At 71.6% G+C, this 26,952-nt stretch carries 26 protein-coding genes; 18 read left to right on the plus strand and 8 right to left on the minus strand.

Annotation, left to right across the window (positions count from 1 at the left end; translation table 11 throughout):
• Positions 1-75 precede the first annotated feature (75 nt).
• The 5 genes from mmpB (at position 76) to SLV14N_RS14465 (ending at position 4,048) form a co-directional block, all read left to right on the plus strand.
• Entirely contained in the window at positions 76-204 is a 129-nt protein-coding gene (gene mmpB / locus SLV14N_RS14445; RefSeq protein ID WP_018089231.1) for a morphogenic membrane protein MmpB, read from the plus strand.
• Positions 205-362: 158 nt separating this feature from the next.
• Complete coding sequence (locus tag SLV14N_RS14450) at positions 363-1,847, plus strand: penicillin-binding protein 2 (RefSeq protein ID WP_208681259.1); 1,485 nt, start codon at positions 363-365, stop codon at positions 1,845-1,847.
• A gap of 44 nt (positions 1,848-1,891) precedes the next feature.
• A complete protein-coding gene (locus SLV14N_RS14455) occupies positions 1,892-2,503 on the plus strand; it encodes a nucleoside triphosphate pyrophosphatase (RefSeq protein ID WP_263269540.1) in 612 nt (203 codons plus the stop codon).
• A gap of 99 nt (positions 2,504-2,602) precedes the next feature.
• A complete protein-coding gene (locus SLV14N_RS14460) occupies positions 2,603-3,433 on the plus strand; it encodes an MOSC domain-containing protein (protein WP_208681261.1) in 831 nt (276 codons plus the stop codon).
• A gap of 51 nt (positions 3,434-3,484) precedes the next feature.
• Positions 3,485-4,048 (plus strand): DJ-1/PfpI family protein, encoded by a 564-nt coding sequence (locus SLV14N_RS14465; RefSeq protein WP_018089227.1) that lies wholly within the window; start codon positions 3,485-3,487, stop codon positions 4,046-4,048.
• Positions 4,049-4,307: 259 nt separating this feature from the next.
• Here the strand turns inward: SLV14N_RS14465 and SLV14N_RS14470 are convergent, their stop codons facing one another.
• Positions 4,308-4,757, minus strand: coding sequence for a hypothetical protein (locus SLV14N_RS14470; RefSeq protein WP_127155434.1), 450 nt, complete (start codon positions 4,755-4,757; stop codon positions 4,308-4,310).
• 495 nt (positions 4,758-5,252) lie between these two features.
• On the opposite strand from SLV14N_RS14470, the gene SLV14N_RS14475 reads away from it, so the two are divergent.
• Positions 5,253-7,022, plus strand: coding sequence for a biotin carboxylase N-terminal domain-containing protein (locus tag SLV14N_RS14475; protein WP_208681262.1), 1,770 nt, complete (start codon positions 5,253-5,255; stop codon positions 7,020-7,022).
• Between the two features lie 67 nt (positions 7,023-7,089).
• Here SLV14N_RS14475 and SLV14N_RS14480 read toward each other — a convergent pair whose 3' ends face one another.
• Entirely contained in the window at positions 7,090-7,578 is a 489-nt protein-coding gene (locus SLV14N_RS14480; protein WP_208681263.1) for a MarR family winged helix-turn-helix transcriptional regulator, read from the minus strand.
• 91 nt (positions 7,579-7,669) lie between these two features.
• On the opposite strand from SLV14N_RS14480, the gene SLV14N_RS14485 reads away from it, so the two are divergent.
• On the plus strand, positions 7,670-8,119 hold the full coding sequence (locus SLV14N_RS14485; RefSeq protein ID WP_263269543.1) for an SgcJ/EcaC family oxidoreductase: 450 nt from the start codon (positions 7,670-7,672) through the stop codon (positions 8,117-8,119).
• Between the two features lie 108 nt (positions 8,120-8,227).
• Here the strand turns inward: SLV14N_RS14485 and SLV14N_RS14490 are convergent, their stop codons facing one another.
• A complete protein-coding gene (locus tag SLV14N_RS14490) occupies positions 8,228-9,412 on the minus strand; it encodes an esterase family protein (protein WP_263269545.1) in 1,185 nt (394 codons plus the stop codon).
• Positions 9,413-9,844: 432 nt separating this feature from the next.
• Between SLV14N_RS14490 and SLV14N_RS14495 the strand changes: the two genes are divergently transcribed.
• A complete protein-coding gene (locus SLV14N_RS14495) occupies positions 9,845-10,399 on the plus strand; it encodes a TetR/AcrR family transcriptional regulator (RefSeq protein ID WP_093637338.1) in 555 nt (184 codons plus the stop codon).
• Positions 10,400-10,490: 91 nt separating this feature from the next.
• On the opposite strand, the gene SLV14N_RS14500 is transcribed toward SLV14N_RS14495, so the two are convergent.
• Entirely contained in the window at positions 10,491-11,477 is a 987-nt protein-coding gene (locus SLV14N_RS14500) for a DeoR/GlpR family DNA-binding transcription regulator (RefSeq protein WP_208681266.1), read from the minus strand.
• A gap of 292 nt (positions 11,478-11,769) precedes the next feature.
• On the minus strand, positions 11,770-13,215 hold the full coding sequence (locus SLV14N_RS14505) for an NAD(P)H-quinone dehydrogenase (protein WP_127152744.1): 1,446 nt from the start codon (positions 13,213-13,215) through the stop codon (positions 11,770-11,772).
• A gap of 139 nt (positions 13,216-13,354) precedes the next feature.
• Here SLV14N_RS14505 and SLV14N_RS14510 point away from each other — a divergent pair, with 139 nt between their 5' ends.
• The 3 genes from SLV14N_RS14510 (at position 13,355) to SLV14N_RS14520 (ending at position 16,745) form a co-directional block, all read left to right on the plus strand.
• A complete protein-coding gene (locus SLV14N_RS14510) occupies positions 13,355-13,792 on the plus strand; it encodes a gamma-glutamylcyclotransferase (RefSeq protein ID WP_018089218.1) in 438 nt (145 codons plus the stop codon).
• 155 nt (positions 13,793-13,947) lie between these two features.
• The gene (locus SLV14N_RS14515; protein WP_018089217.1) at positions 13,948-14,769 is read left to right on the plus strand and encodes a purine-nucleoside phosphorylase; all 822 of its coding nucleotides are present in this window, start codon (positions 13,948-13,950) and stop codon (positions 14,767-14,769) included.
• Between the two features lie 293 nt (positions 14,770-15,062).
• Positions 15,063-16,745: a phospho-sugar mutase gene (locus tag SLV14N_RS14520; protein ID WP_263269547.1), complete on the plus strand. Its 1,683-nt coding sequence runs from the start codon at positions 15,063-15,065 to the stop codon at positions 16,743-16,745.
• A gap of 174 nt (positions 16,746-16,919) precedes the next feature.
• Here SLV14N_RS14520 and SLV14N_RS14525 read toward each other — a convergent pair whose 3' ends face one another.
• Complete coding sequence (locus SLV14N_RS14525) at positions 16,920-17,543, minus strand: PH domain-containing protein (protein WP_263269549.1); 624 nt, start codon at positions 17,541-17,543, stop codon at positions 16,920-16,922.
• A 235-nt stretch (positions 17,544-17,778) separates the two neighbouring features.
• Between SLV14N_RS14525 and deoC the strand changes: the two genes are divergently transcribed.
• From deoC to SLV14N_RS14540, 3 genes are read left to right on the plus strand one after another with little or no spacing between them, the layout of a single operon-like run.
• Entirely contained in the window at positions 17,779-18,774 is a 996-nt protein-coding gene (gene deoC / locus SLV14N_RS14530; protein WP_208687874.1) for a deoxyribose-phosphate aldolase, read from the plus strand.
• 7 nt (positions 18,775-18,781) lie between these two features.
• Complete coding sequence (locus tag SLV14N_RS14535) at positions 18,782-20,212, plus strand: aldehyde dehydrogenase family protein (RefSeq protein WP_263269551.1); 1,431 nt, start codon at positions 18,782-18,784, stop codon at positions 20,210-20,212.
• Positions 20,205-21,074, plus strand: a complete 870-nt coding sequence (locus SLV14N_RS14540; protein ID WP_263269553.1) for an aldehyde dehydrogenase — start codon at positions 20,205-20,207, stop codon at positions 21,072-21,074. Before SLV14N_RS14535 ends, SLV14N_RS14540 begins: the two co-directional genes overlap by 8 nt.
• 134 nt (positions 21,075-21,208) lie before the next feature.
• Here the strand turns inward: SLV14N_RS14540 and SLV14N_RS14545 are convergent, their stop codons facing one another.
• Complete coding sequence (locus SLV14N_RS14545; protein WP_208681271.1) at positions 21,209-21,610, minus strand: hypothetical protein; 402 nt, start codon at positions 21,608-21,610, stop codon at positions 21,209-21,211.
• A gap of 156 nt (positions 21,611-21,766) precedes the next feature.
• On the opposite strand from SLV14N_RS14545, the gene SLV14N_RS14550 reads away from it, so the two are divergent.
• Positions 21,767-22,423, plus strand: a complete 657-nt coding sequence (locus SLV14N_RS14550; RefSeq protein WP_208681272.1) for an ATP-binding protein — start codon at positions 21,767-21,769, stop codon at positions 22,421-22,423.
• 359 nt (positions 22,424-22,782) lie between these two features.
• Here the strand turns inward: SLV14N_RS14550 and SLV14N_RS14555 are convergent, their stop codons facing one another.
• The gene (locus SLV14N_RS14555; protein ID WP_208681273.1) at positions 22,783-23,580 is read right to left on the minus strand and encodes a SigE family RNA polymerase sigma factor; all 798 of its coding nucleotides are present in this window, start codon (positions 23,578-23,580) and stop codon (positions 22,783-22,785) included.
• A 225-nt stretch (positions 23,581-23,805) separates the two neighbouring features.
• Between SLV14N_RS14555 and afsQ1 the strand changes: the two genes are divergently transcribed.
• The 3 genes from afsQ1 (at position 23,806) to SLV14N_RS14570 (ending at position 26,896) form a co-directional block, all read left to right on the plus strand.
• Complete coding sequence (gene afsQ1 / locus SLV14N_RS14560; protein WP_026169550.1) at positions 23,806-24,483, plus strand: two-component system response regulator AfsQ1; 678 nt, start codon at positions 23,806-23,808, stop codon at positions 24,481-24,483.
• An 86-nt stretch (positions 24,484-24,569) separates the two neighbouring features.
• A complete protein-coding gene (locus tag SLV14N_RS14565; protein ID WP_263273147.1) occupies positions 24,570-26,273 on the plus strand; it encodes a HAMP domain-containing sensor histidine kinase in 1,704 nt (567 codons plus the stop codon).
• Positions 26,270-26,896 carry a hypothetical protein gene (locus tag SLV14N_RS14570; RefSeq protein WP_259670279.1) on the plus strand — a complete coding sequence of 209 codons (627 nt, stop codon included), beginning with the start codon at positions 26,270-26,272 and terminating at the stop codon, positions 26,894-26,896. Before SLV14N_RS14565 ends, SLV14N_RS14570 begins: the two co-directional genes overlap by 4 nt.
• The last annotated feature ends 56 nt before the right edge of the window (positions 26,897-26,952 follow it).

Consider the following 26,952-nt stretch of genomic DNA (forward strand, 5'->3'; position numbering starts at 1 on the left):
ACTAGTCCCTTGCGCCGTGGCGCCTGAGTACGCGTACTCAGGCGCCACAGGTCGTCATGGGCACAGGATCGATACATGCTGTGGTCAGATCCGCCCGATGAGCCTCCTGAGGAGCTGCGCGATGTGCAGGCCAAGCTCCGCCGGATGGGCATCGTGCTGGCCGTGGCCGCGGTGGTGCTGATGGTCCTGCTCGCGGGGAAGTAGCCGTTCCCGTACGCGGTATCGCTGTTCCCGCGTACGGAGAGGCGACGCTCACACTTCCCGACTGCAACCGCCTCCGCCGATTTCGTGTCTTTCCCTCTCGACAGCGCAATTCGGGCCTTCGGCCGCCCGGGCGGCAGCCGGACGGAAGTGGGAGAGCGATGAACAGGCCGCTGAGGCACATAGCCGTCTTCTGCGGGGTGCTGGTACTCGCCCTGCTGGTCCGCGTGACATGGGTCCAGTTCGTCCAGGGCGAGGAACTCTCCAACGACCCGAACAACCGCCGTGTCAAGATCGAGGCGTTCTCCTACCCGCGCGGCAACATCATCGTCGGCGGCAAGCCGGTCACCGGCTCGGTGGCCACCTCCGGTGACTTCAAGTACAAGCGGACGTACAAGAACGGCCCGATGTACGCACCGGTCACCGGGTTCGCCTCACAGGCCCAGGGGACGTCCTTCCTGGAGGGCATCTACAACAAGGTGCTCAGCGGCAAGGACGACCGGCTCGCCCTCAAGAACGCCCAGGACATCCTGACCGGCGAGAAGCCGCGCGGCGGCGATGTGATCACCACCATCGACCCCAAGGCCCAGAAGGCCGCGTACAAGGGTCTGACCGACCTCAACGCCAAGGGCGCGGTGGTCGCGCTCGACCCGCGCGACGGCCGGGTCCTCGCCCTCGCCTCCACTCCCTCCTACGACCCGTCGGCCTTCACCGGCATCTCCAACGCCGAGGGCCAAAAGTTCAAGGAGCTGGACGCCGACAAGTCCAAGCCGCTGAGCAACCGGGCACTGCGCGAGACCTACGCCCCCGGCTCGACCTTCAAGGTCCTCACCGCGGCGGCGGCCCTGGAGCACGGCGTGGTCTCCGACATCAACGCGTCCTCGGATGCGCCCGCCCCGTACCAGCTGCCGCAGAGCACCACGAAGATCGGGAACGATGTCGCGGGCGCTCCCTGTGACAAGGCCTCGCTGAAGACCGGTATGCAGTGGTCGTGCAACAACGTCTTCCTCGACACCGCGCTGAAGGTCGGCAAGGACAAGATGCGCGAGACCGCCGAGAAGTTCGGCTTCAACGCCAATGTCTACGACGAGGACCTCGGGGACCTGCTGGCCACCAAGAGCCTCTACCCGAAGACGCTCGACAAGCCGCAGACCGCGCTGACCGGGATGGGCCAGGGCAGCCTCACCAGCACACCGATGCAGATGGCGATGGTGGCCGCCGGCCTCGCCAACGACGGCAAGGTGATGATGCCGCACCTCGTCGACGAGGTGCGCGGCTCCGACCTGTCGACGGTCGAGAAGATCGAGCCGAAGATGATGTCCCAGGCCGTCTCCGCCGACACCGCGAAGAAGGTGCAGGAGATGATGGAGTACACCGTCAACGAGGGCACCGCCGAGAAGGCCGCGATCGACGGGGTGACCGTCGGCGGCAAGACCGGCACCGCCCAGCACGGCGCGAACGTCAACGACGAACGCCCCTACGCCTGGTTCGTCTCCTACGCCAAGCAGAGCGACGGCAGCTCCCCGGTCGCGGTCGCCGTCTTCGTCGACCCCAAGGACATGGACATCCCCCGGTCGGAGATCGCCGGCGGCAAGCTGGGCGGGCCGATCGCGAAGTCGGTCATGGAGGCCGTGCTCAAGAAGTAGTCCGGGCGGAGCCCCGGCGACCGGGGCTCCGTACGATGGCGGGCATGACCGAAGAGTCCCGCCCCCGCCGTCTCGTCCTCGCCTCCCAGTCCCCCGCCCGGCTGGCCCTGCTGCACCAGGCCGGGCTGGCCCCCGAGGTCATCGTCAGCGGCGTCGACGAGGAGGCGCTCCCCGCTGCCACGCCCGGTGAGCTGGCCCGGGTGCTGGCCGAGGCGAAGGCCGAGGTGGTCGCCGCCCGCCCGGAGGCCGCCGGCGCCCTGGTCGTCGGCTGTGACTCGGTCCTGGAGCTGGACGGGCGGGCGCTCGGCAAGCCCGCCGACGCCGAGGACGCCACCGCCCGCTGGAAGTCCATGCGCGGCCGCTCCGGCATCCTGCAGACCGGCCACTGCGTCATCGACACCGCGAACGGCCGCCGGGTGGCCGCGACCGCCTCGACCACGGTCCGCTTCGGCGAGCCGACCGACGAGGAGATCGCCGCCTATGTCGAGAGCGGCGAACCGCTCTTCGTCGCCGGCGCCTTCACCCTCGACGGCCGCTCCGCCCCCTTCATCGACGGCATCGACGGCGACCCCGGCAATGTCATCGGCCTCTCCCTGCCGCTGCTGCGCCGGCTGCTCGCCGACCTGGACGTCGCGATCACCGAACTGTGGACCTGAGCGGCCCTCCCGGCGCCGGGCGGCCCACGCCGCGGTCCGGACCGCCCACGCCGCGGTAAAGCCGGGGACGCGCCGGCGTCCGGCGCCTACGCTGCCCGCATGGCAACAGTTGTCGAGCTGATCAGCTACCCCATCAAGGGCTGCGCGGGCGTTCCGGCGGCCGAGGCGGAGCTCACCCCGGCCGGCCTCCCCCACGACCGCAGCTTCCTGGTCGTCGGCCCCGGCGGCGTCTTCCGGAGCCAGCGCAAGGACCCCCGGCTGGCGGTGATCCGGCCGGAGGTCAGCGCCGACGGCGCGCACCTCACCCTGCACGCGCCGGACAGCGCCCCGCTCCGCCTGGACATCGACCTCGGCACCGGCTCGACGGCCCGGTCCGAGGTCGAGATGTTCGGTGAGCCGTACCGCGCGGTCGACCAGGGGGACCGGGCGGCCGGGTGGCTGTCCGAGGTGCTGGGCGCCGAGAGCCGGCTGGTGCGGGTACCGCCGGAGCACGACCGGGTGACCGACGGGCTCACCCCCGGCACCTCCGGCTTCGCCGACAGCAGCGCCCTGCACGTCCTCTCCCTGGCCTCCTTCGACGACCTCAACCGCCGGATCGCCACCGCCGGCCGCCCGCCGGTCCCGATGGACCGGTTCCGGCCCAACCTCGTGGTGGACGGCTGGGACGCACCGCAGACCGAGGACCGGGTGCGCAGGGTCACGGTCGGCGGCGGCGAGCTGGGGTTCACCAAACTCGCGGTCCGCTGCGCGGTCACCCTCGTCGACCAGCGGACGGGCGGCAAAGCGGGCCCCGAACCACTGCGCACACTCGCCTCGTACCGGCGGGTGCCCGAGGGCGGGGTGGCGTTCGGATCCAAGTTCTCGGTGCTGGCGACCGGGAAGGTGGCGGTGGGCGACGCATTCGAGGTCACCGAGTGGGGAACCGATTGATCCGAAACGACTCGATCGCCCCGATCGACACCATCGTGAGGAGTCCGCACCATGCCGAAGATCCTGATCGTCGCCGGTGACGCCACCGAGGACCTGGAGTTCTTCTACCCCTACCAGCGGCTGCTGGAGGAGGGGTACGAGCCCCGGATCGCGGCCCCCTCCCGCAAGAAGCTCCAGTTCGTCGTCCATGACTTCGTCGACAACTTCGACACCTACGTGGAGCGCGAGGGCCACTCCTGGCCGTCCGACCTCGCCCTGTCCGAGGTCGATCCGGCCGACTACGCGGCGCTGGTGCTCCCCGGCGGCCGGGCACCCGAGTACCTCCGCAACGACGCCGACTACCGACGCGTCGTCACCCACTTCTTCGACGCCGACAAGCCCGTCGCCCACATCTGCCACGCCGCCATCTCCCTGGCCCCGCTGGGCGTCCTCAAGGGCCGCCGCACCTCCGCCTACCCGGCCTGCGCACCGGACGTGGAGATGGGCGGCGGCACCTTCGTCGACGGCGCGGCGGTGGTCGACGGCAAGGTCGTCTCGGCCCGCGCCTGGAACGACCACCCCGAGTGGATGCGCGCGTTCCTGGAGGTGCTGCGGGAGCATGCGCCGGTGAAGTAGCGGCCGGGGGCGGGGAGGGCGGACGCTTCGTCATCCAGCCCCCGCAACACCGCGTAGGGATCTGTCGTGCTCCCGTGCGCCCGGCCCTGCGCACCCGCAACCGATGCGGGCATGCCCGCCATCCCCGTCCTACGGCATCGCGCGACGAGCCTGCCCGGGCGTGTCGTAGGCCCCGGGGGAGTCGATCGGCCCCGGGGGACGGGGAGTTCGGGCCCGGACGGGGAGCGGCGGACCCGGCCGTCGGGCGGGAAGCGAGGGGTCAGGCGGAGGTGGGGGCCACCGGCGGTGCGCCGTTCGGGGTGTTTTCCGCGTTTCCCTGCGCATCCCCCGTAAGGCCCTCGTTGTACGCCATCAGTGTCAGCACCAGCAGCCCCAGCACGACCATCATCGCGAGGAAGGCGACCCAGCCGACCAGGCCGACGGAGAAGGCGCCCAGGATGCCGTGCACCACCGCGCAGCCGATGAGGGCGATACGGGTGAAACCGCCGGGTGCGCGGTCGCGCAGGGCGCTGCGGAGCAGCACGACGGCGCAGAACAGCAGGTAGAGGCCGAAGAGAATGCCGGCCACCCAGGAGCCGGTGGACATCGCGCGGGGCTGCAGACCGGCCAGGGACATCTGCTGCCGGTCCACGACGATGCTCAGAATCCAGTTGAGCAGCACGATCCCGAACGCCTCAAGGATCAGTACCACCGCCGCGGCCAAGGCCACCGGCCGTCGTGCCACCCTCACCCCGTCCACCCACTTCCGCCGTTGTCCCGCCCGATGCGCCATGTGGGCGCCTGTTGCCGCCGTTACCCCGGTTACCGCGAGTACAGAAGACATCGGGCACGCTACTAATGGGTAATAGCTGGGGCAAGGGTTGTGCACGGGTAGGCAGGGACGACTGCGGACACGAGACCGTCGGCGCGCCGACGGACGGAGCGGACCGCAAAGTTTCCTTCGCCCATTCGTAGGGACTCCACAAAGAATTGACGATCCGCTGGACGTCCAAAGTTCGAGACCTAAGCCACACCAGGTCGCGAGCCGGAGCCCAGGAATCCGGGCCTACCCTGGGATACCAGGGGACTTAGGTTCCTCACTGGCGCCCCGAGCACACTCCGTGTGGGCAAGCTCACCCCAGGGAACGGGTCGGCACGCGGTGTCGCCAGTCCCTAAAATCGCGGCATCCAATAGATGCGGCGAAGCGCCAAGGAAGGACCCATCGTGCGCAAGGTGCTCATCGCCAACCGTGGCGAAATCGCTGTTCGCGTTGCCCGTGCTTGCCGGGACGCGGGGATCGGCAGCGTAGCCGTCTACGCCGACCCCGACCGGGACGCACTGCACGTACGCGCGGCAGACGAGGCGTACGCCTTGGGCGGTGACACTCCTGCCACCAGTTACCTGGACATCGCCAAGGTCCTGGCTGCCGCCGCCGATTCGGGCGCGGACGCCATCCACCCCGGGTACGGCTTCCTGTCGGAGAACGCGGAGTTCGCGCAGGCCGTCCTGGACGCCGGGCTGACGTGGATCGGCCCGCCCCCGCAGGCCATCCGTGACCTCGGCGACAAGGTCGCCGCGCGGCACATCGCCCAGCGTGCCGGTGCGCCGCTGGTCGCCGGCACGCCCGACCCGGTCTCCGGCTCGGAGGAGGTCGTGGCCTTCGCCAAGGAGCACGGCCTGCCCATCGCGATCAAGGCGGCCTTCGGTGGCGGCGGCCGCGGTCTGAAGGTGGCCCGTACCCTCGAAGAGGTTCCGGAGCTGTATGACTCCGCGGTGCGCGAGGCGGTCGCCGCGTTCGGCCGCGGCGAGTGCTTCGTGGAGCGTTACCTGGACCGCCCGCGGCACGTCGAGACCCAGTGCCTGGCCGACAAGCACGGCAACGTCGTCGTGGTCTCGACCCGTGACTGCTCGCTGCAGCGCCGCCACCAGAAGCTGGTGGAGGAGGCCCCGGCCCCGTTCCTGACGCAGGAGCAGAACGCCGAGCTGTACCGTGCCTCCAAGGCCATCCTCAAGGAGGCCGGCTACGAGGGCGCCGGCACCTGCGAATTCCTCGTCGGGCAGGACGGCACGATCTCCTTCCTGGAGGTCAACACCCGCCTGCAGGTCGAGCACCCGGTCACCGAGGAGGTCACCGGCCTCGACCTGGTCCGTGAGATGTTCCGGATCGCGGACGGCGAGAAGCTCGGCTACGACGACCCGGAGGTCCGCGGCCACTCCTTCGAGTTCCGGATCAACGGTGAGGACCCGGGCCGCAACTTCCTCCCGGCCCCCGGCACGGTCACCACGTTCGACGCGCCGGCCGGTCCGGGCGTCCGCCTGGACGCGGGCGTCGAGTCCGGCTCGGTCATCGGCCCCGCCTGGGACTCCCTCCTCGCCAAGCTGATCGTCACCGGCGCCACCCGCCAGCAGGCACTGCAGCGCGCCGCCCGTGCGCTGGCGGAGTTCACCGTCGAGGGCATGGCCACCGCCATCCCCTTCCACCGCACGGTCGTCCAGGACCCGGCGTTCGCCCCCGAACTCACCGGCTCCGCCGGCCCGTTCACGGTCCACACCCGCTGGATCGAGACGGAGTTCGTCAACGAGATCGCCCCGTTCGCCGCCCCAGGCGCGGACGAGGCCGAGGCCGACAGCCGCGAGACGGTCGTCGTCGAGGTCGGCGGCAAGCGCCTGGAGGTCTCGCTGCCGTCCTCGCTGGGCATGCCGCTGGCCCGGGCCGCGGTCGCCGGCGGCGCCAAGCCGAAGCGCAAGGCCGCCAAGAAGTCCGGCGGCGCCGCCTCCGGCGACGCACTGGCCTCCCCGATGCAGGGCACCATCGTCAAGGTCGCCGTCGAGGAGGGCCAGCAGGTCACCGAGGGCGAGCTGGTCGTCGTCCTGGAGGCCATGAAGATGGAGCAGCCGCTCAACGCCCACCGCTCCGGCACCATCAAGGGCCTGACCGCCGAGGTCGGCGCCGCCCTCACGTCCGGCGCAGTGATCTGCGAGATCAAGGACTGACCCGACGGCGCTCCGCCCGACGGACGAGGGGCTCCCGGCATCACCGCCGGGGGCCCCTCGCGCGTGTTCAGCGGGCGCGGGGCGCCGGCCGGCGACGGTGCGCCGCCGCCTCCCGGAGTTCTTCGGTGGCCGCCCGGAAGGCGGGGGCGGCATGGGTGAAGTAATCGAAGAGGACGGCGCGTTCTTCCGGGGTGTACCGGGCGAGGACCTCGGCGATCCGGCGCCGGGCAGGTCCGACCACGTCTTCGACGCGGTCGAGGGAGTCGGTCACGGGCTCGATGACCACCTTCCGCCGATCGGCCGGATCAGCGGCCCGGCGGACGAATCCGGCTCGCTCCAGGCGGTCGATGAGACGGGTGGTGGCCCCGGTGGTGAGGCCGGTGCGCGCGGCCAGTCCTCCGGAGGTGAGCGTGCCTTCCAGGGCGATCTGGCTGAGCGCGTACCACTCGGAGGCGGTGAGCCCCACCGCCTCCGCCCCGGCCATGCCGTGGAGTCCCACGGCGTCGAGGTACTGACGGAAGATCAGGTGCTGTTCGGCCGGTGTTGGTTCTGCCATGTCCCTGGGTACCCCTTGCAGAAATAGCTGCACGCATGCAGATAATGCTCCACCGCAATATCTGCATGAGTGTAACTACCTGGAGGATCTCATGCCCACCACGGACGACCGGAATGCCGTCACCACAGTGATCGCCTCGCTCATCGACGCCTGGCGACGCCACGACGCCGACGCGTACGGTGCGCTCTTCACCCAGGACGCCACCTACGTCACCTTCGTCGGCACGTACTACCGCGGCCGCCGCGACATCACCGAAAGCCACCGGACGCTGTTCGCCACATTCCTCAAGGGCACACAGCTCGCCGATGAGATCCTGGACGTCCGCTTCTACGGCCCGGACACCGCCGTGGTCACCGGACGCGGCGACAGCCACAAGGGCAGCCGGCCGAAGAAACTGACCAAGATCCAGACCTACACCCTCGTCCGGGGCCCGGACGGCCAGTGGCGCATCGCCGCCTTCCACAACACCAAGCGCAAGCCCCTGATGGAGACCCTCTCCTTCAAGAGCGCTCCCGGTCTCGTCCCGGCATCCCAGAAGTGACCGGCCGGCCGAGGAAGAGCGCGCACGGCTCGGGAGAACCGCACGTGGCGCCTTCTTCGCAAGGGCCCGCTGTGTGGAGCGCAGGCCCGGCCGCCGGGAAATCTCCGGCTAGGAGTTCCCCACCACGTCCTCCGGGAAGCTCAGTGACCTGCCCATCCACTGGAGCGCGGCGGGCAGTTCACGGCGCCAGGTGGCGAAGTTGTGGCTGCCGTGGTCGAGGATGACGGAGTCCGCCTTCATCGGTGGTTTGACGGCGGCGAGGAAGGCCTTGGCCGCCGGATAGTTCTTCTCGCCGGTACGGCTGGTGCCCACCAGGACGTTCACCCGGGGCGCGGGCAGATGCTCCAGACGCCACATCAGGTCGTGCTCCTGACGGCGGCGCACCCGGTCGCGTCCCTCGCCGAAGAGGTTGCCGCTCGTGGCGTCGTTGCTGACCTTGTAGTCGGGCGACAGGGCGGCCGCCGCGGTGTACGTACGGTCGTGCCGCATGGTGAGCTGGAGGGCGCAGCTGCCGCCCGAGGAGTAGCCCAGAAGGCCCCAGCCGCCGGGGTCGTGACCGACGCGGTAGTGCGACTTGAGGGCGTCCGGCACATCGCGCGCGAAGAACGTCTCGGCCTGCGGTCCGCCCGGCACATCGACGCACTGGGTGTCGCGGGGCGGGGCGATGGTGGGCCGCAGCATCACGATGACCGTCGGCTGCATCCGGCCGGCCCGGATCAGCCCGCCGGCGGTCTGCGGCAGCCGCAGATGCTGACCGAGCAGGAAGGTGCCGCCGGGGTAGCCGCTGAGCGCGACGATGACGGGGAACCGCTGGCGGGCGTACTGGGGCTGGAAGTACTGCGGCGGCAGATAGACGTACGCCGGGTTCACGGCCCGGGTCCGCTTCCCGACGATCCGTACGGTCTCGACCTTGCCGGCCTGCTCCGGCGCCCCCTTCGGCAGCCCGTGCACCTTGTCCAGGCCCTCCGGCCCCGAGGTCTGCACCAGTCCCTTCGACGGGTCACCGACGGGCCCGGCCGATCCCTGGTCGCCCCATTTGCCGACGGCGGCCGGTGCGTCGTCGTACAGCCCGAGCAGCTCGTGCCACGAGGCGTAGAACTGGAAGTTGGTGTTCACCACCAGGCCGAGCGCCGCCACGATGGTCAGCTGGGTCGCGAAGATCGAGCCGAGCCGCCCCAGCAGCGCCCGCGGCCCGCGCCCGGCGAACCGCGGCCACAGCCAGAGCGTGAGGCCCACACAGACCACGGCGACCGCGGCCACGGCGTACAACAGCGATCGGCTGGTCAGTCCCATGACGTTTTCCCCAGATGTCCCGCGCCGCGCCCGCTTCCCCGGCGGCCGGTCACGGCGTCTTCCCGGGCCTCCGGACGACCCCCGGAAGACCTCATTGCGCCTGGTTTGATGGCCCTTGGAGGCGCGGCGTTGCGGGGACGGCGAGGTGTTCGGTCGCACGACCACCGGGGGATGCCGGGACTTCATCCCAGCTCTGCCGGACGGCCACCGGGCGGGCGCGGCGGGACCGTTCCCCCCACTCGGAGGCCCCCTCCGACAAGCCCTGGCCCAGGGACCGGGGCAGCCGCCCGTGTACGCAATGGCATCCTGGAGCCACCGGGCCGCAACCGGCCGGGTCGAGGGAGGACGGCGATGGCGACCGAGACGGCAGGGCAGCCGCAGACGACGGGCCCGGCGGCGACCGCACCTGCGCGGACGCCTGACGTACGCCCCATGCGGGCCGATGCCCGCCGCAACTACGAGCGGCTGCTGACCGAGGCCCGTACGGCCTTCACCGAACACGGCACGGACACCTCGCTGGAGGACATCGCGCGCCGCGCCGGCGTCGGCATCGGCACCCTCTACCGGCACTTCCCCAACCGGACCGCCCTGATGGGCGCGGTCTTCCAGGGGGAGGTCGACGCCCTGCTGACCCACGCCAGGGAGCTGGCCGACGCGCCGCAGCCGTGCGCCGCGCTGGTCGAATGGCTGCGCGCGATCATCACCCACGCCACCACCTACCGCGGGCTGTCACGGGCACTGATGACGGCATCCGCGGACGACAGCTCGGGGATGCGGCGGTGCAGCGTGCCGATGCGGGAGGCCGGCGATGCGCTGCTGACCCGCGCCCAGCAGGCCGGGGCCGTACGCCCGGATGTGAGCATCAGCGATCTGATGCAGCTGACCAACGGCATCGCGCTGGCCGTCGAGGAGTCCCCGGACGACCCCAAGCTCGCCGACCGGCTGCTGACGCTCACCCTGCGCGGGCTGAAGGGGGAGAACCACTAGGGGGTGTCCGGCGTATCAGGGTCGGAGAGGCCCGACGGGCACCTCCGCGCCGGGTCGGCGCGCCCCGGTGGCGCGCCCCCGACTTCTGCGTTCAGCGCCGCCGTGGCGCCAGATCGGCGACCCGGCCGCCGGAGGACTCACTCAGGGACGGGGCCGAGCGGAGCTGTGGACCGCCGGCCCCGCCGCCCGGCGGATGGCTACGCCGCTGGCCCGGGAGCGGGACGTCCCGCCGGGGCCCTCTGCGGTCCCCCGGGCCACCCTCCATCCCCGGCTGCCCCGGCCCGTGGCCCACGCCCGAGCCGTTGGCGACGGCGATCTGCACGCCCTGATCGGCCAGCGCCTGCAGCTCCGTGGCGGCGCGGTCGTCATGACCCGGCGGCTCGTCCGTGACCAGACGCGTGATCACATCCGTCGGCACGGTCTGGAACATCGTGTCGGAGCCGAGCTTGGTGTGGTCGGCGAGCACCACCACCTCCCCCGCCGCCTGCACCAGCGCCCGGTCGACACTGGCGGAGAGCATGTTGGAGGTGGACAGACCGCGCTCCGCGGTCAGACCGCTGCCCGACAGGAAGGCGCGGGACACCCGCAGGCCCTGGAGGGACTGTTCGGCACCGCTGCCGACCAGCGCATAGTTGGAGCCGCGCAGGGTGCCGCCGGTCATCACGACCTCGACGCGGTTGGCATGGGCCAACGCCTGGGCGACCAGAAGGGAGTTGGTGACGACGGTCAGACCGGGGACGCGGGCGAGCCGGCGGGCCAGCTCCTGCGTGGTCGTTCCCGCGCCGACGACGATGGCCTCGCCCTCTTCGACGAAGCCGGCCGCGAGATCGGCGATGGCCGTCTTCTCCGCGGTCGCTAGATGGGATTTCTGTGGGAATCCTGATTCGCGGGTAAAGCCTCCCGGCAGGACCGCACCGCCGTGCCGGCGGTCGAGCAGTCCCTCTGCCTCCAGCGCCCGCACGTCCCGCCGTACGGTTACTTCGGAGGTCTGGACGACGCGGGCGAGCTCCCGGAGCGATACGGCTCCATTGGCGCGCACCATTTCAAGGATCAATTGGCGACGTTCTGCAGCGAACACGAAACTGACAGTAACGCCAACGACCGTCTGTTTTCAGCAGGTTGCACCAATTAACGGAAGTTGCTCACGCTGCGGAGCGTGACGTGGTATGCGGTATGCATATGTCGTGCGGATGTCGAACTCCCGGGCGGGACGACCGGCTTGGCGCCTGGTCAGGCGCCCCGACGGCCCGGACGACGGCCACCCTGGGGCAGCGGTCCGGCACCTGCCCGCTGCAGGCACGTTTCATCCCAAGTGCTCACCGGTGGCACAAACAATCGACCGCGGCCGTCCGCCGGTTGCCGCACACCGGTTACTCGCTGGCGGCCTTGCGCGTGTGCAGCTGGCGGGCGACCTCGGCGATCGAGCCGGACAGCGACGGGTAGACCGTGAAGGCATTGGCGATCTGCTCGACGGTCAGATTGTTGTCGACCGCGATCGAGATGGGATGGATCAGCTCACTGGCGCGCGGCGAGACGACCACACCGCCGACGACGATGCCGGTGCCGGGGCGGCAGAACAGCTTCACGAAGCCGTCGCGGATGCCCTGCATCTTGGCGCGCGGGTTGCGCAGCAGCGGGAGCTTCACGACCCGGGCGTCGATCCGGCCGCTGTCGACGTCGGCCTGGGAGTAGCCGACAGTGGCGATCTCCGGGTCGGTGAAGACGTTCGCGGAGACCGTCTTGAGGTTCAGCGGGGTGACCGCGTCACCGAGGAAGTGGTACATCGCGATCCGGCCCTGCATGGCGGCGACGGACGCCAGCGCGAAGATGCCGGTGCAGTCGCCGGCCGCGTACACGCCCTGGGCGGAGGTGCGGGAGACCTTGTCGGTCCAGATGTGGCCGGAGTCCTTGAGCTTGACGCCGGCCGCTTCCAGGCCGATGCCCTCGGTGTTGGGGATGGAGCCGACCGCCATCAGGCAGTGCGTACCGGAGATCGTGCGGCCGTCGGCCAGGGTGACCTCGACGCGGTCGCCGACCCGTTTGGCGGACTGGGCCCGGGAGCGCGACATGACGTTCATGCCGCGGCGGCGGAAGACGTCCTCCAGGACGGCGGCGGCGTCCGGGTCCTCGCCCGGCAGCACGCGGTCGCGGGAGGAGACGAGGGTGACGCGGGAGCCGAGCGCCTGGTAGGCGCCGGCGAACTCGGCACCGGTGACACCGGAGCCGACCACGATCAGCTCTTCGGGCAGCTCGTCGAGGTCGTAGACCTGCGTCCAGTTCAGGATCCGCTCACCGTCGGGGAGCGCGTCCGGGATCTCACGGGGGTGCGCGCCGGTGGCGATCAGCACCGCGTCCGCGATCAGCCCCTCGGAGGTGCCGTCGGCGGCGGTGACCGTCACCTTGCGGGAGCCGTCCGGCGCCTGGCCGGGCTCCAGCCGCCCGCGACCGCGCATGACCCGGCCGCCGGCGCGGGTCACGGACGCGGTGATGTCATGCGACTGGGCGAGCGCGAGACGCTTGACCCGTCGGTTGACCTTGCCGAGGTCGACGCCGACGACCCGGGCGGGCCGGTCCACGTGCGGAGTGTCGTCCTCGACGATGATGCCGAGCTCTTCGTACGAGGAGTCGAAGGTCGTCATCACCTCGGCCGTGGCGATAAGAGTCTTCGACGGCACGCAGTCGGTCAGCACCGACGCCCCGCCCAGACCGTCGCAGTCGACGACGGTCACCTCCGCGCCGAGAGAAGCCGCCACCAGGGCAGCTTCGTATCCGCCGGGTCCGCCACCGATGATCACGATCCGAGTCACGTACTCCATTGTCCCGCACGCCCCTACGTCGCTCTCGCCCGGGGGCGTCCTCCGTCCCTGACGGGCACCGGAGCGCGCTCCACCTGGGCTACCGTCCGAACCTCCGGTACCACGAGCCCGAAGGGCAACCTCCCGTACCCTCGGAACCATGTCGCTCTACGCCGCGTACGCCGGCAACCTCGACGCGCGGCTGATGTCCCGCCGCGCACCGCACTCGCCGCTGCGCGGCACCGGCTGGCTCAACGGCTGGCGGCTCACCTTCGGCGGCGAGCAGATGGGCTGGGAAGGCGCGCTGGCGACGGTCGTCGAAGCCCCCGCCTCCCAGCTCTTCGTCGCGCTCTACGACATCGCGCCCATGGACGAGGAGTCCATGGACCGCTGGGAGGGCGTCGGCATGGACATCTACCGCCGGATGCGGGTGCGGGTGCACACCCTCGACGGCGACGAGGCGGCGTGGATCTATGTCCTCAACGGCTACGAGGGCGGTCTGCCGTCGGCCCGCTATCTGGGCGAGATCGCGGATGCCGCGGAGTCGGCCGGCGCGCCGCACGACTATGTGATGGAGCTGCGCAAGCGGCCCTGCTGACGGGCGGCACGGGCCGGCCGCGGCGGGCACGCCGCCGTACGGGTGCCGCGACGCGCCCGGGGACCTGCTTTTGGCAGATGCCACAACCATCCGATCCCAGCACCGTGAGCAGCGACATCTACGCGCGTAGGGGAATACCGGCTACCCTCGTCCGCGTGAACGCATCTGTTACTCCGGACATCGCGCGCGACCCGCAGGGTGCCGCCGCCGACGCCGCCGCCCGTCTGCGTGAGCTGACCGGCGCCGAGACCCATGACGTCGCCCTGGTGATGGGCTCCGGCTGGGCTCCGGCCGCCGAGGCCCTGGGCGCGCCCGAGCACGAATTCCCCGTCACCGAGCTGCCCGGCTTCCCGGCGCCGGCCGTCGCCGGACACGGCGGCACGATCCGCTCGTACCAGGTCGGTGCGAAGCGGGCGCTGGTCTTCCTGGGCCGTACCCACTACTACGAAGGCCGCGGGGTCGCCGCGGTCGCGCACGGTGTCCGCACCGCCGTCGCGGCCGGCTGCAAGACCGTCGTGCTCACCAACGGGTGCGGTGGTCTGCGCGAGGGCATGCGCCCCGGCCAGCCGGTCCTCATCAGCGACCACCTCAACCTGACCGCCACCTCCCCGATCGTCGGCGCGAACTTCGTCGACCTGACGGATCTGTACTCGCCGCGGCTGCGCGCGCTGTGCAAGGAGGTCGACCCGAGCCTGGAGGAGGGCGTCTACGCCCAGTTCCCCGGCCCGCACTACGAGACCCCGGCCGAAATCAAGATGATCCGGACCCTGGGCGCCGACCTGGTCGGGATGTCCACGGTCCTGGAGGCCATCGCGGCGCGCGAGGCCGGCGCCGAGGTGCTCGGCCTGTCGCTGGTGACGAACCTCGCCGCCGGCATGACGGGCGAGCCGCTCAACCACGAAGAGGTGCTGCAGGCCGGCCGCGACTCCGCGACCCGGATGGGCAGCCTGCTCGCCCAGGTGCTCGGCAAGCTCTGAGACACCGCGGCGCCACGGCGCCGCGCCCGGACGACGACGGCAGACGGCCACGGCGGGTGCACCCCACCCGCCGGGCCGCCCCGCCGCCGTCACCGCCGCACCGGTCCCGCCGCCTGCCCGCCGGTCCCCGCCGTGCGGCGCGGCCCTCCCCCGCGCGCTGCCATCCAGTGGCATTGGCCGGTTCTGCGGCTCCCCTTACGCGCGTACGGGGTATGCGTGACGAGCCGAGAGGGCCCGCCCTCCCCAGCTGTCCTCAGCGCGCCCCCACCCGCATCCACCGTCAGGAGCATCACGTGGCTACCGATCCCGCGGAGCTGATCCACCGGGCCCAGGCCTGGCTGGCCGAGGACCCCGACCCAGAGACCCGGGACGAGCTGTCCAAGCTCATCGAAGCCGAGGACACCGACGAGCTCGCCGCCCGTTTCGCCGGCACCCTCCAGTTCGGCACCGCCGGGCTGCGCGGTGAGCTGGGCGCGGGCCCGATGCGGATGAACCGCTCCGTGGTCATCCGGGCCGCGGCCGGCCTCGCCGCGTACCTCAAGGCGCAGGGTGACGGCTCGGGCCTGGTGGTCATCGGCTATGACGCACGCCACAAGAGCGCCGACTTCGCCCGCGACACGGCGGCCGTGATGGTCGGCGCCGGCCTGCGCGCCGCGGTGCTGCCGCGCCCGCTGCCCACCCCCGTCCTGGCCTTCGCGATAAGGCACCTGGGCGCGGTGGCCGGGGTCGAGGTCACCGCCAGCCACAACCCGCCGCGCGACAACGGCTACAAGGTCTACCTGGGCGACGGCTCCCAGATCGTGCCGCCCGCTGACGGCGAGATCGCCGCCGAGATCGCCGCGGTCCGCTCCCTGGCCGACGTCCCGCGCCCGGAGTCCGGCTGGGAAACCCTCGACGAGACGGTCCTGGACGCCTATCTGGCGCGCACGGACGCGGTGCTGACCCCGGGCTCCCCCCGGGACACCAAGGTCGTCTACACGCCGATGCACGGCGTCGGCCGGGACACTCTCGTCGCCGCCTTCGCCCGGGCCGGGTTCCCGGCACCGACGGTCGTCGCGGAACAGGCCGAGCCGGACCCGGACTTCCCGACGGTCGCGTTTCCCAACCCGGAGGAGCCGGGCGCGATGGACCTCGCGTTCGCCACCGCCCGCGAACGGGGCGCTGCCGGCGTCGACATCGTGATCGCCAACGACCCCGACGCGGACCGCTGCGCCGTCGCCGTCCCCGCTCCCGGCACTCCGGACGGCTGGCGGATGCTGCGCGGCGACGAGGTCGGCGCACTGCTCGCCGCCCACCTGGTGAGCAAGCGGGCGTCCGGCACCTTCGCGACGACCATCGTCTCCTCCCAGCTGATGTCGCGTATCGCGGCCGCCGCCTCGCTGCCGTACGAGGAGACGCTGACCGGCTTCAAGTGGCTGGCCCGGGTGGACGGTCTGCGGTACGCCTTCGAGGAGGCGCTCGGCTACTGCGTCGATCCCGAGGGCGTCCGCGACAAGGACGGCATCACCGCGGCCCTGCTGATCACCGAGCTGGCCGCGGAACTCAAGCAGTCCGGGCGCACCCTCACCGATCTGCTCGACGACCTCGCCCTGGAATTCGGGCTGCACTCCACCGACCAGCTCTCGGTCCGCGTCGAGGACCTGTCGCTGATCGCCGACGCCATGCACAGGCTGCGCGCGCAGCCGCCGACCGCGCTGGCGGGCCTGAGCGTGACCCGCGCCGACGATCTGAACCGGGGCACGGAGACGCTGCCGCCGACCGACGGGCTGCGCTACTACCTGTCCGGTTCGCCGGAGGCCGGGATCGAGGCCGCCCGCGTGGTGGTCCGCCCCAGCGGCACCGAGCCCAAGCTCAAGTGCTACCTGGAGGTCGTGGTCCCGGTGGCCTCGGCCGAGGCCCTGCCCGAGGCCCGTACGAAGGCCGACACGACGCTGGCGTCGATCAAGGCGGATCTGTCGGAGGCGGCGGGGATCTGAGCCCAGGGCCCTCCTCTCCCCACCCGCCCACCCCTCCCTACCCGCCCTACCCGCCCACCCCCCGAAGGGGGGTGGGCGGCGGGGAAACAACAACACCGGGGTGGGCGGCGGGGAAACAACCCTGGGGCGTGCTCAACTCCCGGGCTCCCACTACGGGCCGCAGCCCCAGGACGCCTACAGCGCCACCATCACCGCCAGCCCCACCGCGCCCACCGCCATCGGCGCGAGGATCTCGTACGACCAGCGCACCACCGGCTCGCCCTGGGCGCTCTCGCGGTGGGCGGCGCGTTCCTTGATCTCGCGCAGCTCGTCGAGGGTCTGGTCGGCCATGGCGCGCGGCACCGGGCCGGCGTCGGCGTTCAGCCCGAAACGGGGCCGGGGCGCGGAGCCCCGCGCCGCCTGGCGGCTGACCTTCTTGCGCTGCCGCAGCGAGACCGGGACGGCCCACAGCTGGTACTTGCCGCCGCTGGTGAACACCTCGGCGGAGAACGCCGCCCGCAGGTCCTCCACCGCGCCCCACGGCAGCGTGATCGTACGGAACGGATTACGCACCGTCAGCCGGTCCTCGCCCGCCCTGACCTGCGGCCGCAGGGTGAAGGCGATCACCAGCGGCACCCCGAGGAGCAGCGCGAACAGCGCCGTGAGCTTGGTGTGCACGACGCCCCGCAGCAGTGCGTCGCCGCCGAGCCAGAGTCCGAGCAGAAGGAGCAGTGCGCCGCCGACGAGGGCCGCGGGCGAGCGGTAGCTGCGCTCCGCGTACTGCTGCTGAGGCGGGGTGGTGCGGTCCTGGCTCGTCATGAGGCCGATTCTGCCTGACCGTCCGGATGCCGGACATTGCGTTACGGCATCATTCGGGCGCGGGGTGCGGGTGCGTCCGGACCCCCGGCTGCGCCCTCGACAGGCGGCCGCCACCGGGCATGTTGCCGAAATCGGCCGCGTCCGGGCGGCCGGATGCCCCGCCCGCCCGGCCGGATTCGGACGGCCGAGGGGGATGACATGGCGCTACGCGCGTAGATATGCTCCCCTCGTGACCATGCCCATCACTGTTCCCGCATACGGCAAGGAAGCCGCGGGGCGTCTGGCGTCAATGGCGGACGTGACCGCCGACGACGGTGCGCTGCGCCGCTTCCTCCACGGCCTCCCCGGCGTCGACGCGGTCGGCCTCGAGGCCCGCGCCGCCACCCTCGGCACCCGCTCGATCAAGACGACGGCGAAGGCGTACGCCATCGATCTCGCCATCTCGATGATCGACCTGACGACCCTCGAAGGCGCGGACACCCCGGGCAAGGTCCGGGCGCTGTGCGCCAAGGGCGTCCACCCCGACCCCACCGACCGCACCAGCCCCAAGGTCGCGGCGATCTGCGTCTACCCGGACATGGTCGCGACGGCCAAGGAGGCGCTCGGCGACTCCGGTGTCCATGTCGCGTCCGTCGCCACCGCCTTCCCCGCGGGCCGCGCCGCGCTGCCGGTCAAGCTGGCGGACACCCGTGACGCGGTCGCGGCCGGCGCCGACGAGATCGACATGGTGATCGACCGGGGCGCCTTCCTCTCCGGCCGCTACATGGACGTCTTCGAGGAGATCAAGGCCGTCAAGGAGGCCTGCGCGCGGCCCGATGGGACGGCCGCCCACCTCAAGGTCATCTTCGAGACCGGTGAGCTCCAGACGTACGACAACGTCCGCCGGGTCTCCTGGCTGGCGATGCTCGCGGGCGCCGACTTCATCAAGACCTCGACCGGCAAGGTCGCCGTCAACGCCACCCCGCCGGTCACCCTCCTCATGCTGGAGGCGGTCCGTGACTTCCACACCACGACGGGCGTCCAGGTCGGGGTGAAGCCGGCCGGCGGTATCCGTACGACCAAGGACGCGCTCAAGTACCTGGTGATGGTCAACGAGACGCTCGGTGAGCCCTGGCTGACCGCCGACTGGTTCCGCTTCGGCGCCTCCAGCCTCCTGAACGACCTGCTGATGCAGCGCCAGAAGCTCAGCACCGGCCGCTACTCCGGCCCCGACTACGTCACGGTGGACTGAGGCTCCCATGACCTTCGATTACGCACCCGCACCCGAGTCCCGCGCGGTCGTCGACATCGCGCCGTCCTACGGCCTGTTCATCGACGGCGAGTTCGCCCCGGCCTCCGACGGCAAGGTCTTCAAGACCGTCTCCCCGTCGTCCGAGGAGGTCCTCTCCGAGGTCGCCCAGGCCAGCGCCGACGATGTCGACCGCGCCGTGAAGGCCGCCCGTAAGGCCTTCGAGAAGTGGTCCGCGCTGCCCGGCGCCGAGCGGGCCAAGTACCTCTTCCGGATCGCCCGGCTCCTCCAGGAGCGCTCGCGCGAGCTGGCCGTGCTGGAGTCGCTGGACAACGGCAAGCCGATCCGCGAGTCCCGGGACGCCGACCTGCCGCTGGTCGCCGCGCACTTCTTCTACTACGCGGGCTGGGCCGACAAGCTCGACCACGCGGGCTACGGCCCGAACCCTCGGCCCCTGGGCGTCGCGGGCCAGGTCATCCCGTGGAACTTCCCGCTGCTGATGCTCGCGTGGAAGATCGCCCCGGCGCTGGCGACCGGCAACACGGTCGTCCTCAAGCCCGCCGAGACGACCCCGCTCTCCGCCCTGTTCTTCGCGGACATCTGCCGCCAGGCGGGCCTGCCCAAGGGCGTCGTCAACATCCTGACCGGCGAGGGCTCCACGGGCGCGGCTCTGGTAGCCCACCCCGACATCAACAAGGTGGCCTTCACCGGCTCCACCGAGGTCGGCAAGGCCATCGCCCGTACGGTCGCCGGCACGGACAAGAAGGTGACCCTGGAGCTCGGCGGCAAGGCGGCGAACATCGTCTTCGACGACGCACCGCTCGACCAGGCCGTCGAGGGCATCGTCAACGGCATCTTCTTCAACCAGGGCCACGTCTGCTGCGCGGGCTCCCGCCTCCTGGTCCAGGAGTCCGTCCAGGACGAGCTGCTGCACGCCCTCAAGCGCCGGATGCAGACCCTGCGCGTGGGCGACCCGCTCGACAAGAACACCGACATCGGCGCCATCAACTCCGCCGAGCAGCTGGCCCGGATCACCGCGCTGGCCGACGCGGGCGAGGCCGAGGGCGCCGAGCGCTGGTCACCCTCCTGCGAACTCCCCACCACCGGCTACTGGTTCGCCCCGACGCTGTTCACCGGCGTCACCCAGGCGCACCGCATCGCCCGCGAGGAGATCTTCGGCCCGGTGCTGTCCGTGCTGACCTTCCGCACCCCGGCCGAGGCCGTGGAGAAGGCCAACAACACCCCCTACGGCCTCTCCGCCGGCATCTGGACGGAGAAGGGCTCGCGGATGCTGTGGATGGCGAACAAGCTCCGCGCGGGCGTCATCTGGTCCAACACGTTCAACAAGTTCGACCCGGCCTCGCCCTTCGGCGGCTACCAGGAGTCGGGCTACGGCCGCGAGGGCGGCCGGCACGGTCTGGAGGCGTACCTCAATGTCTGAGCTGACTGGCCGACTCTCCGTCTTCAAGACCTACAAGCTGTACGTCGGGGGCAAGTTCCCCCGGTCCGAGAGCGGGCGGGTGTACGAGGTGACCGACTCCAAGGGCACATGGCTCGCCAACGCCCCGCTGGCCTCCCGCAAGGACGCCCGGGACGCGGTGGTCGCCGCCCGTAAGGCGTTCGCCGGCTGGTCCGGCGCCACGGCCTACAACCGCGGCCAGATCCTCTACCGCATCGCCGAGATGCTGGAGGGCCGCCGCGACCAGTTCGTCGCCGAGGTCGCCGCCGCCGAGGGGCTGTCGAAGGCGAAGGCCACGGCCCAGGTGGACGCGGCGATCGACCGCTGGGTCTGGTACGCGGGCTGGTCCGACAAGGTCGCCCAGATCGCCGGCGGCGCCAACCCCGTGGCCGGTCCGTACTTCAACCTCTCCTCCCCCGAGCCGACCGGCGTGGTCGCGGTCCTGGCCCCCCAGGACTCGTCCTTCCTCGGCCTGGTCTCGGTGATCGCCCCGGCGATCGTCACCGGCAACACGGTGGTCGTGGCGGCCGCCGAGAACGCTCCGCTGCCCGCCCTCTCCCTGGCCGAGGTGCTCGCCACCTCCGACCTCCCGGGCGGCGTGGTCAACATCCTCTCCGGCCGCACCGCGGAACTGGCGGCCCCGCTCGCCGCCCACCAGGACGTCAACGCCCTCGATCTGGCGGGCGCGGACGACGCGTTGGCGAAGGACCTGGAGACGGCCGCGGCCGACAACCTCAAGCGGGTGCTCCGCCCGTCGGCGGTGAACTGGACCGCCGACCCCGGCACCGGCCGTCTGCTGACGTTCCTGGAGACGAAGACGGTCTGGCATCCGATGGGCGTCTAGAGCGCACCGGCGTCCTGGCGGCGTCCGCGGAACGAACGACAGTGCGGGGCCTCTCCTTCGTGGCGGGGCCCCGCACTGTTGTGGCGCCGGCACACGGGGCCGGACATGTCGCCGAACTCCTCAACGGGGCCCCGTCACCCCGGCAGCACCCTCGTCACCTGCCCGACCAGCGGCAGGTCCTTGAGCGCGGCACCGTTCGAGAGGGTGCCGGTCAGCAGCTCGGTGCCCACCGGCTTGAAGTCGGCGATCTGGGTGCTCACGGCATTGGCGAGCGGGTCGACGGAGGTGTTGGCCAGCGGGTCCAGCTGGAGGTTCTTGACCGGGCCGAGGCCGCCGGCCGCGGAGTGCAGCAGTGCGCCGGTCAGTCCGGAGGCCGCGGCACCGGTGTCGGTGCCGCGGTCCGCGGCGGCCGGGGCCGCGCTCGCCGTGGCCGCACCGCCCGCCGCGAGCGCGGCACCGGCCGCGGAGATCACCAGTCCGGCCCGCAGCAACGTGCGGGGAACACGGCTGGGCTTGGGACGCGCATGGGAGGGCATGTGCCACCTGCCTGTGGATCGAAGGGGTCGAAGTGCTGTACGAGCCACAGCATTCGGGTAATCAATTGACTGCGTAGCGTAGTTGAGCTGCGGGGGCCGATCCACCTCGCGCGCCAGGGGTACCCCACACGGCGCAATACGCGACAATGGGTGCCCGTGAGCTCCCACTCGTGCAACACGCCGTCCTCCCCCACGCTCCCCATCCGGGTCGTTCTGCTGACCGGCCCGTCGGGCTCCGGGAAGACCTCCCTGGCCATGCGCAGCGGCCTCCCCGTCCTGAACCTCGACGACTTCTACAAGGAGGGGACGGACCCGACACTGCCGCAACTGCCCGACGGCGGCGGCGCCGACTGGGACGCACCGCTGTCCTGGGACGCCGGCGCCGCCCTCGCGGCCATCGACGCGCTGTGCCGTACGGGGCGTGCCGACGTCCCGGTCTACGACATCGCGGCCAGCGCCCGGGTCGGCGCCACGCGTCTCGACCTCGGCGGCGCCCCGCTGTTCATCGCGGAGGGCATCTTCGCGGCCGAGGTCATCGCGGACTGCCGGGCCGCGGGGCTGCTGGCCGATGCGCTGTGTCTGCGCGGCCGGCCCACCACCACCTTCCGCCGGCGGCTGGCGCGGGATCTGCGCGAGGGCCGCAAGTCCGCCCCGTATCTCGTACGCCGCGGACTGCGGCTGCTGCGCGAAGAACGCTCGGTCGTCGCCCGGCACACCGCCCTGGGCGCGCACCCCTGTGCCAAGCCGGAGGCGCTGGCCCGCATATCGGCCGCGGGGGCACCGGACACGGTGGAGGCGGCCGTACGTTCCTGACGCGCGGCGGCGACCGGCGGGCGGACGGGCGGCGCGCGGACGGGCGGCGACCGGCGGGCGGACGGGCAGACGGGCGGCGACCGGTTCACGGAAGCCGGTGCCGCATCCGCGGGTCGGGGTGGCGCGGGCGCGCGAGCTGCATGCGGAGGCACACACGAAGGAGCGGGCTCGGACAGACCCCCCGGCCGTCCGAACCCGCTTTTCTCTCCCCCGTGATCCCCCCTGCTCCCCCGTACTTCCCCCGTATCCCCCGATACGTCCGGCCTCCGTGGATCACTCCGCTTCGGCCGGTTCCCCCGTATCCCCGTTCCCCCCTCGGGCGTTCCCCCTGGTCCCCCTCGGGCTCCCCCCCGGGGTCCTCAGGCCACCAGCTCGCCGAAGGACTCCTCCTCGTCACGGCCGAAGCTGAGGACCTCGTCCTCACGCAGCCGGCGCAGGGCACGCCAGATGCTCGACTTCACCGTGCCGACACTGATGTTGAGAATGTCCGCGATCTCCGGGTCCGTACGGCCCTCGTAGTAGCGCAGCACCAGCATCGTGCGCTGCGTCTCGGGCAGCCGGACCAGCGCCTGCCACAGCACGGCGCGCAGCTCGGTGCCGCGCATCGCGTCCACGTCGCCGGCCGTCTCCGGCAGCTCCTCGGTCGGGTACTCGTTGAGCTTGCGCCGGCGCCAGGCACTGATGTGCAGATTGGTCATGGTCCGGCGCAGATAGCCGCCGAGCGCCGCCTTGTCACTGATCCGGTCCCACGCCCGGTAGGTCGAGAACAGCGCGCTCTGCAGCAGGTCCTCGGCCTCGTAGCGGTCGCCGGTCAGGTGGTAGGCGGTGGCGTACAGGGAGGCCCGGCGCTCCTGGACGTAGGCGGTGAAGGCCGCTTCGGCCTCCGCCGTCTCCGCCGGGGAACGCCGTTCCCCCGTGGCCTCCCCGTACTCCGCTCCCCCGGTGTTTCCCCCGTTTTCTCCCCCGTGGGCGGCATTGCCCCCGTGCCCACGGTTGAGTTCCACCGTCGTCGCGTCGATGGCCACCATGAAGGGCGGCCGCTGACGCGCGGTGCCGCGGGTGCATCCCCGCACGGCACCGGCCTTCTCGCCGGACCGGACGACATCGTGGAGTCGCGTGATAACTGCGCTGGAAGTGGTGCCGTGCAGTGTGTTCATCTCGCGCCCCCCGTCGTAGAGCCAGCTCGTTCGGTGTGTCCGGGTTGTTGATCTCTCCCGGTGCCCAAAAGACTGCCAAGCCAGTTTCATCGCGTTGTCCGTCGACTGTCACAGGCCTGTCACAGGCCCCGGTGCGGCGCGTCGCGAGGGCCTCACGCGCGTGGGCCTTGTGTACGAGAGCACCACTGGTCGATGTCCCGGCGTCCCATGGGCCAGAATGGCTGAGTGCCTTTCCTGTTGCTGATCGAGGACGACGACGCCATCCGCACGGCCCTCGAACTCTCGCTGTCCCGCCAGGGTCACCGTGTGGTGACCGCGGCGACGGGCGAGGACGGCCTGAAGCTGCTGCGTGAGCAGCGCCCGGACCTGATCGTGCTGGATGTGATGCTGCCGGGCATCGACGGCTTCGAGGTGTGCCGGCGGATCAGGCGTACGGACCAGCTGCCCATCATCCTGCTCACCGCGCGTAACGATGACATCGACGTCGTGGTGGGGCTGGAGTCCGGCGCCGACGACTATGTCGTCAAACCGGTCCAGGGCCGGGTGCTGGACGCCCGGATCCGGGCCGTGCTGCGCCGGGGCGAGCGGGAGTCCAGTGATTCGGCGACGTTCGGCTCGCTGGTGATCGACCGGTCGGCGATGACGGTCACCAAGAACGGCGAGGATCTGCAACTGACACCGACCGAACTGCGGTTGCTGCTGGAGCTGAGCCGCCGGCCCGGTCAGGCGCTGTCCCGGCAGCAGCTGCTGCGGCTGGTGTGGGAGCACGACTACCTCGGCGACTCGCGCCTGGTGGACGCGTGTGTGCAGCGGCTGCGGGCGAAGGTGGAGGACGTGCCGTCCTCGCCGACCCTGATCCGTACGGTCCGCGGCGTCGGCTACCGGCTGGATTCGCCGCAGTGAGGGAACGTTCCGCGGGCGGCGGTGCGACGAAGGACGGCGCGGGCGGCGAGGCCGGGGACACGGCCGCACCCTCGGCCGGCCGGCGGATGCAGCGGGTGCTGCGCGGGCTGCGCCGTGCGTCGGGGCTGCTGCGCTGGACCAGTCTGCGGCTGCGGCTGGTCGTGGTCTTCGCGCTGGTGGCGCTGACGGCGGCGGTCTCGGCGTCGGGCATCGCGTACTGGCTCAATCGCAACACCGTTCTGGAGCGCACCCAGAACGCCGTCCTCAACGACTTCCGCAAGTCGCTGGAGGACAGTACGCGGTCCCTTCCGCTGCGTCCGCGCTGTGCCGAACTGCAGGACGCGGCGCGGCAGATGGCGGCCGGGCCGCAGGACTACGCGGTGCTGTTGATAGGGGTCGACCGCGAGGGCAAGGCCTGCGCGGCCACCACGAACAAGAATCTGCTGACGCTGAACAGCGTGCCCGTGTCGCTGCGTACCGCGGTCGACGAGGTGCGCCCGGTCGACGAGTCCAACCGCTATCCGCACCATCTGTACTGGCAGCGCAAGGAGGTCGGGGACGCCCCCTACCTCGTCGCCGGCGCGAAGGTGATCGGCGGCGGGCCCACCGGCTACATGATGAAGTCACTGGCCACCGAGCGGCAGGACCTCAACTCGCTGGCCTGGTCGCTGGGGATCGCGACCGCGCTCGCGCTGGTCGGCTCGGCGCTGCTGGCGCAGGCCGCGGCGACGACCGTGCTGCGGCCCGTACAGCGGCTGGGGCATGCGGCGCGGCAGCTGGGCGAGGGGCGGCTGGACACCCGGCTGCGGGTGACCGGCACGGACGAACTGGCCGATCTGTCCCGGACGTTCAACCGTACGGCGGAGCGTCTGGAGCAGCGGGTCGAGGAGCTGAGCGGGCGCGAGGCGGCGTCCCGGCGGTTCGTCGCCGATATGTCGCACGAGCTGCGGACGCCGCTGACCGCGATCACCGCGGTCTCCGAGGTGCTGGAGGAGGAGGCGGACTCCCTCGACCCGATGATCGCGCCGGCCGTGCAGCTGGTGGTCGGCGAGACCCGGCGGCTGAACGACCTCGTGGAGAACCTGATGGAGGTCACCCGCTTCGACGCGGGGACGGCCCGGCTGGTGCTGGACGATGTCGATGTCGCGGACCAGGTGACCGCGTGTATCGACGCCCGGGCCTGGCTGGACGCGGTCGAGCTGGACGCGGACCGCGGCATCGTGGCCCGTCTGGACCCGCGGCGGCTCGATGTGATCCTGGCGAATCTGATCGGCAACGCCCTCAAGCACGGCGGCTCACCGGTGCGGGTCTCGGTCCACACCGAGGACGCGGCGGGTGACGGTGCGGGCGGCCTGACGGGCAGCACGGCCGTCGCCGGCGTCCCGGCCGCGGCCGACGCGTCCGGCGGACCGGAGGCCGGTACGGAGGACGAGGGGCCGAGGCGGTCCGAACCGGAGGCGGGCGCGGAGCGGCCCGGGGGCGGCACGCTGGTGATCCGTGTACGGGATCACGGCCCCGGCATCCCGGAAGAAGTCCTTCCGCATGTCTTCGACCGCTTCTACAAGGCGAGCGCCTCCCGGCCGCGCTCGGAAGGCAGCGGTCTGGGCCTGTCGATCGCGCTGGAGAACGCACATATCCACGGCGGGGAGATCACCGCGGCCAACCTCCCCGAAGGCGGCGCGGTCTTCACACTGCGGCTGCCGATGGACGCCGCGCCGCTGACGGACGGCGACCGGAGGGACGGCGGCACGGCCCGCCCGGATGACGAGGGCACGGAGGACGGGCGATGACGCCGATCAGGCGGACGGGGCGGCGCACCGCCGCTGTGGTGGCGCTCACGCTCGCCGCCGCGGGCTGCGGGATCCGGGGCACCTCGGTACCGGTCGATGCGGGCGGCGCGCCCTCGCGGGTGAGCTGCAAGGCCCCGGCGAGCGACCCGGCGCCCAACCCGCCCGGCGGGGCCCAGGCCACCGTCTATCTGGTGTGCGGCTCGGCGCTGGCCCAGGTGGAGCGGACGGTGTCGCTGCCCAAGAACACGGCGAGCGCCGAACCTCGGCTGCCGACCGCCCGTGCGCTGCTGAAGGAGCTGCAGCGGCAGCCGTCGTCCGACGAGGACCGGGCCGGCTTCAGCAGCGCGCTGCCCCAGGACCTGAAGGTCACGGCGCCGCGCGCGGGCGATCCCGCGGATGCGCTGCGGCTGAGCATCCGGCCGGACGATCTGCCGTCGTTCGCACTGGCCCAGCTGGTGTGCACCTACGGCGCGAGCCCGGCGCTGGGCCGGACCCATGCGGCGGTACTGGGCGGACCGGGCGACGATACGGCGCACCGCTACGACTGCTCCGCGGAGGTGCTGGCCAATCCGGACATCGCGGAGAACACCGGCTGGGGAGACCCGTTGTCGGAAGAGGGCTGACCCGGCGGGCCAAGACGGGCGCAATTGGGCGGAACCACAGCCACCGCCGGTCGCGT

The sequence above is a fragment of the Streptomyces sp. Je 1-4 4N24 genome (assembly GCF_026239515.1).
GTDB classification, from domain to species: Bacteria; Actinomycetota; Actinomycetes; order Streptomycetales; family Streptomycetaceae; genus Streptomyces; species Streptomyces nigrescens.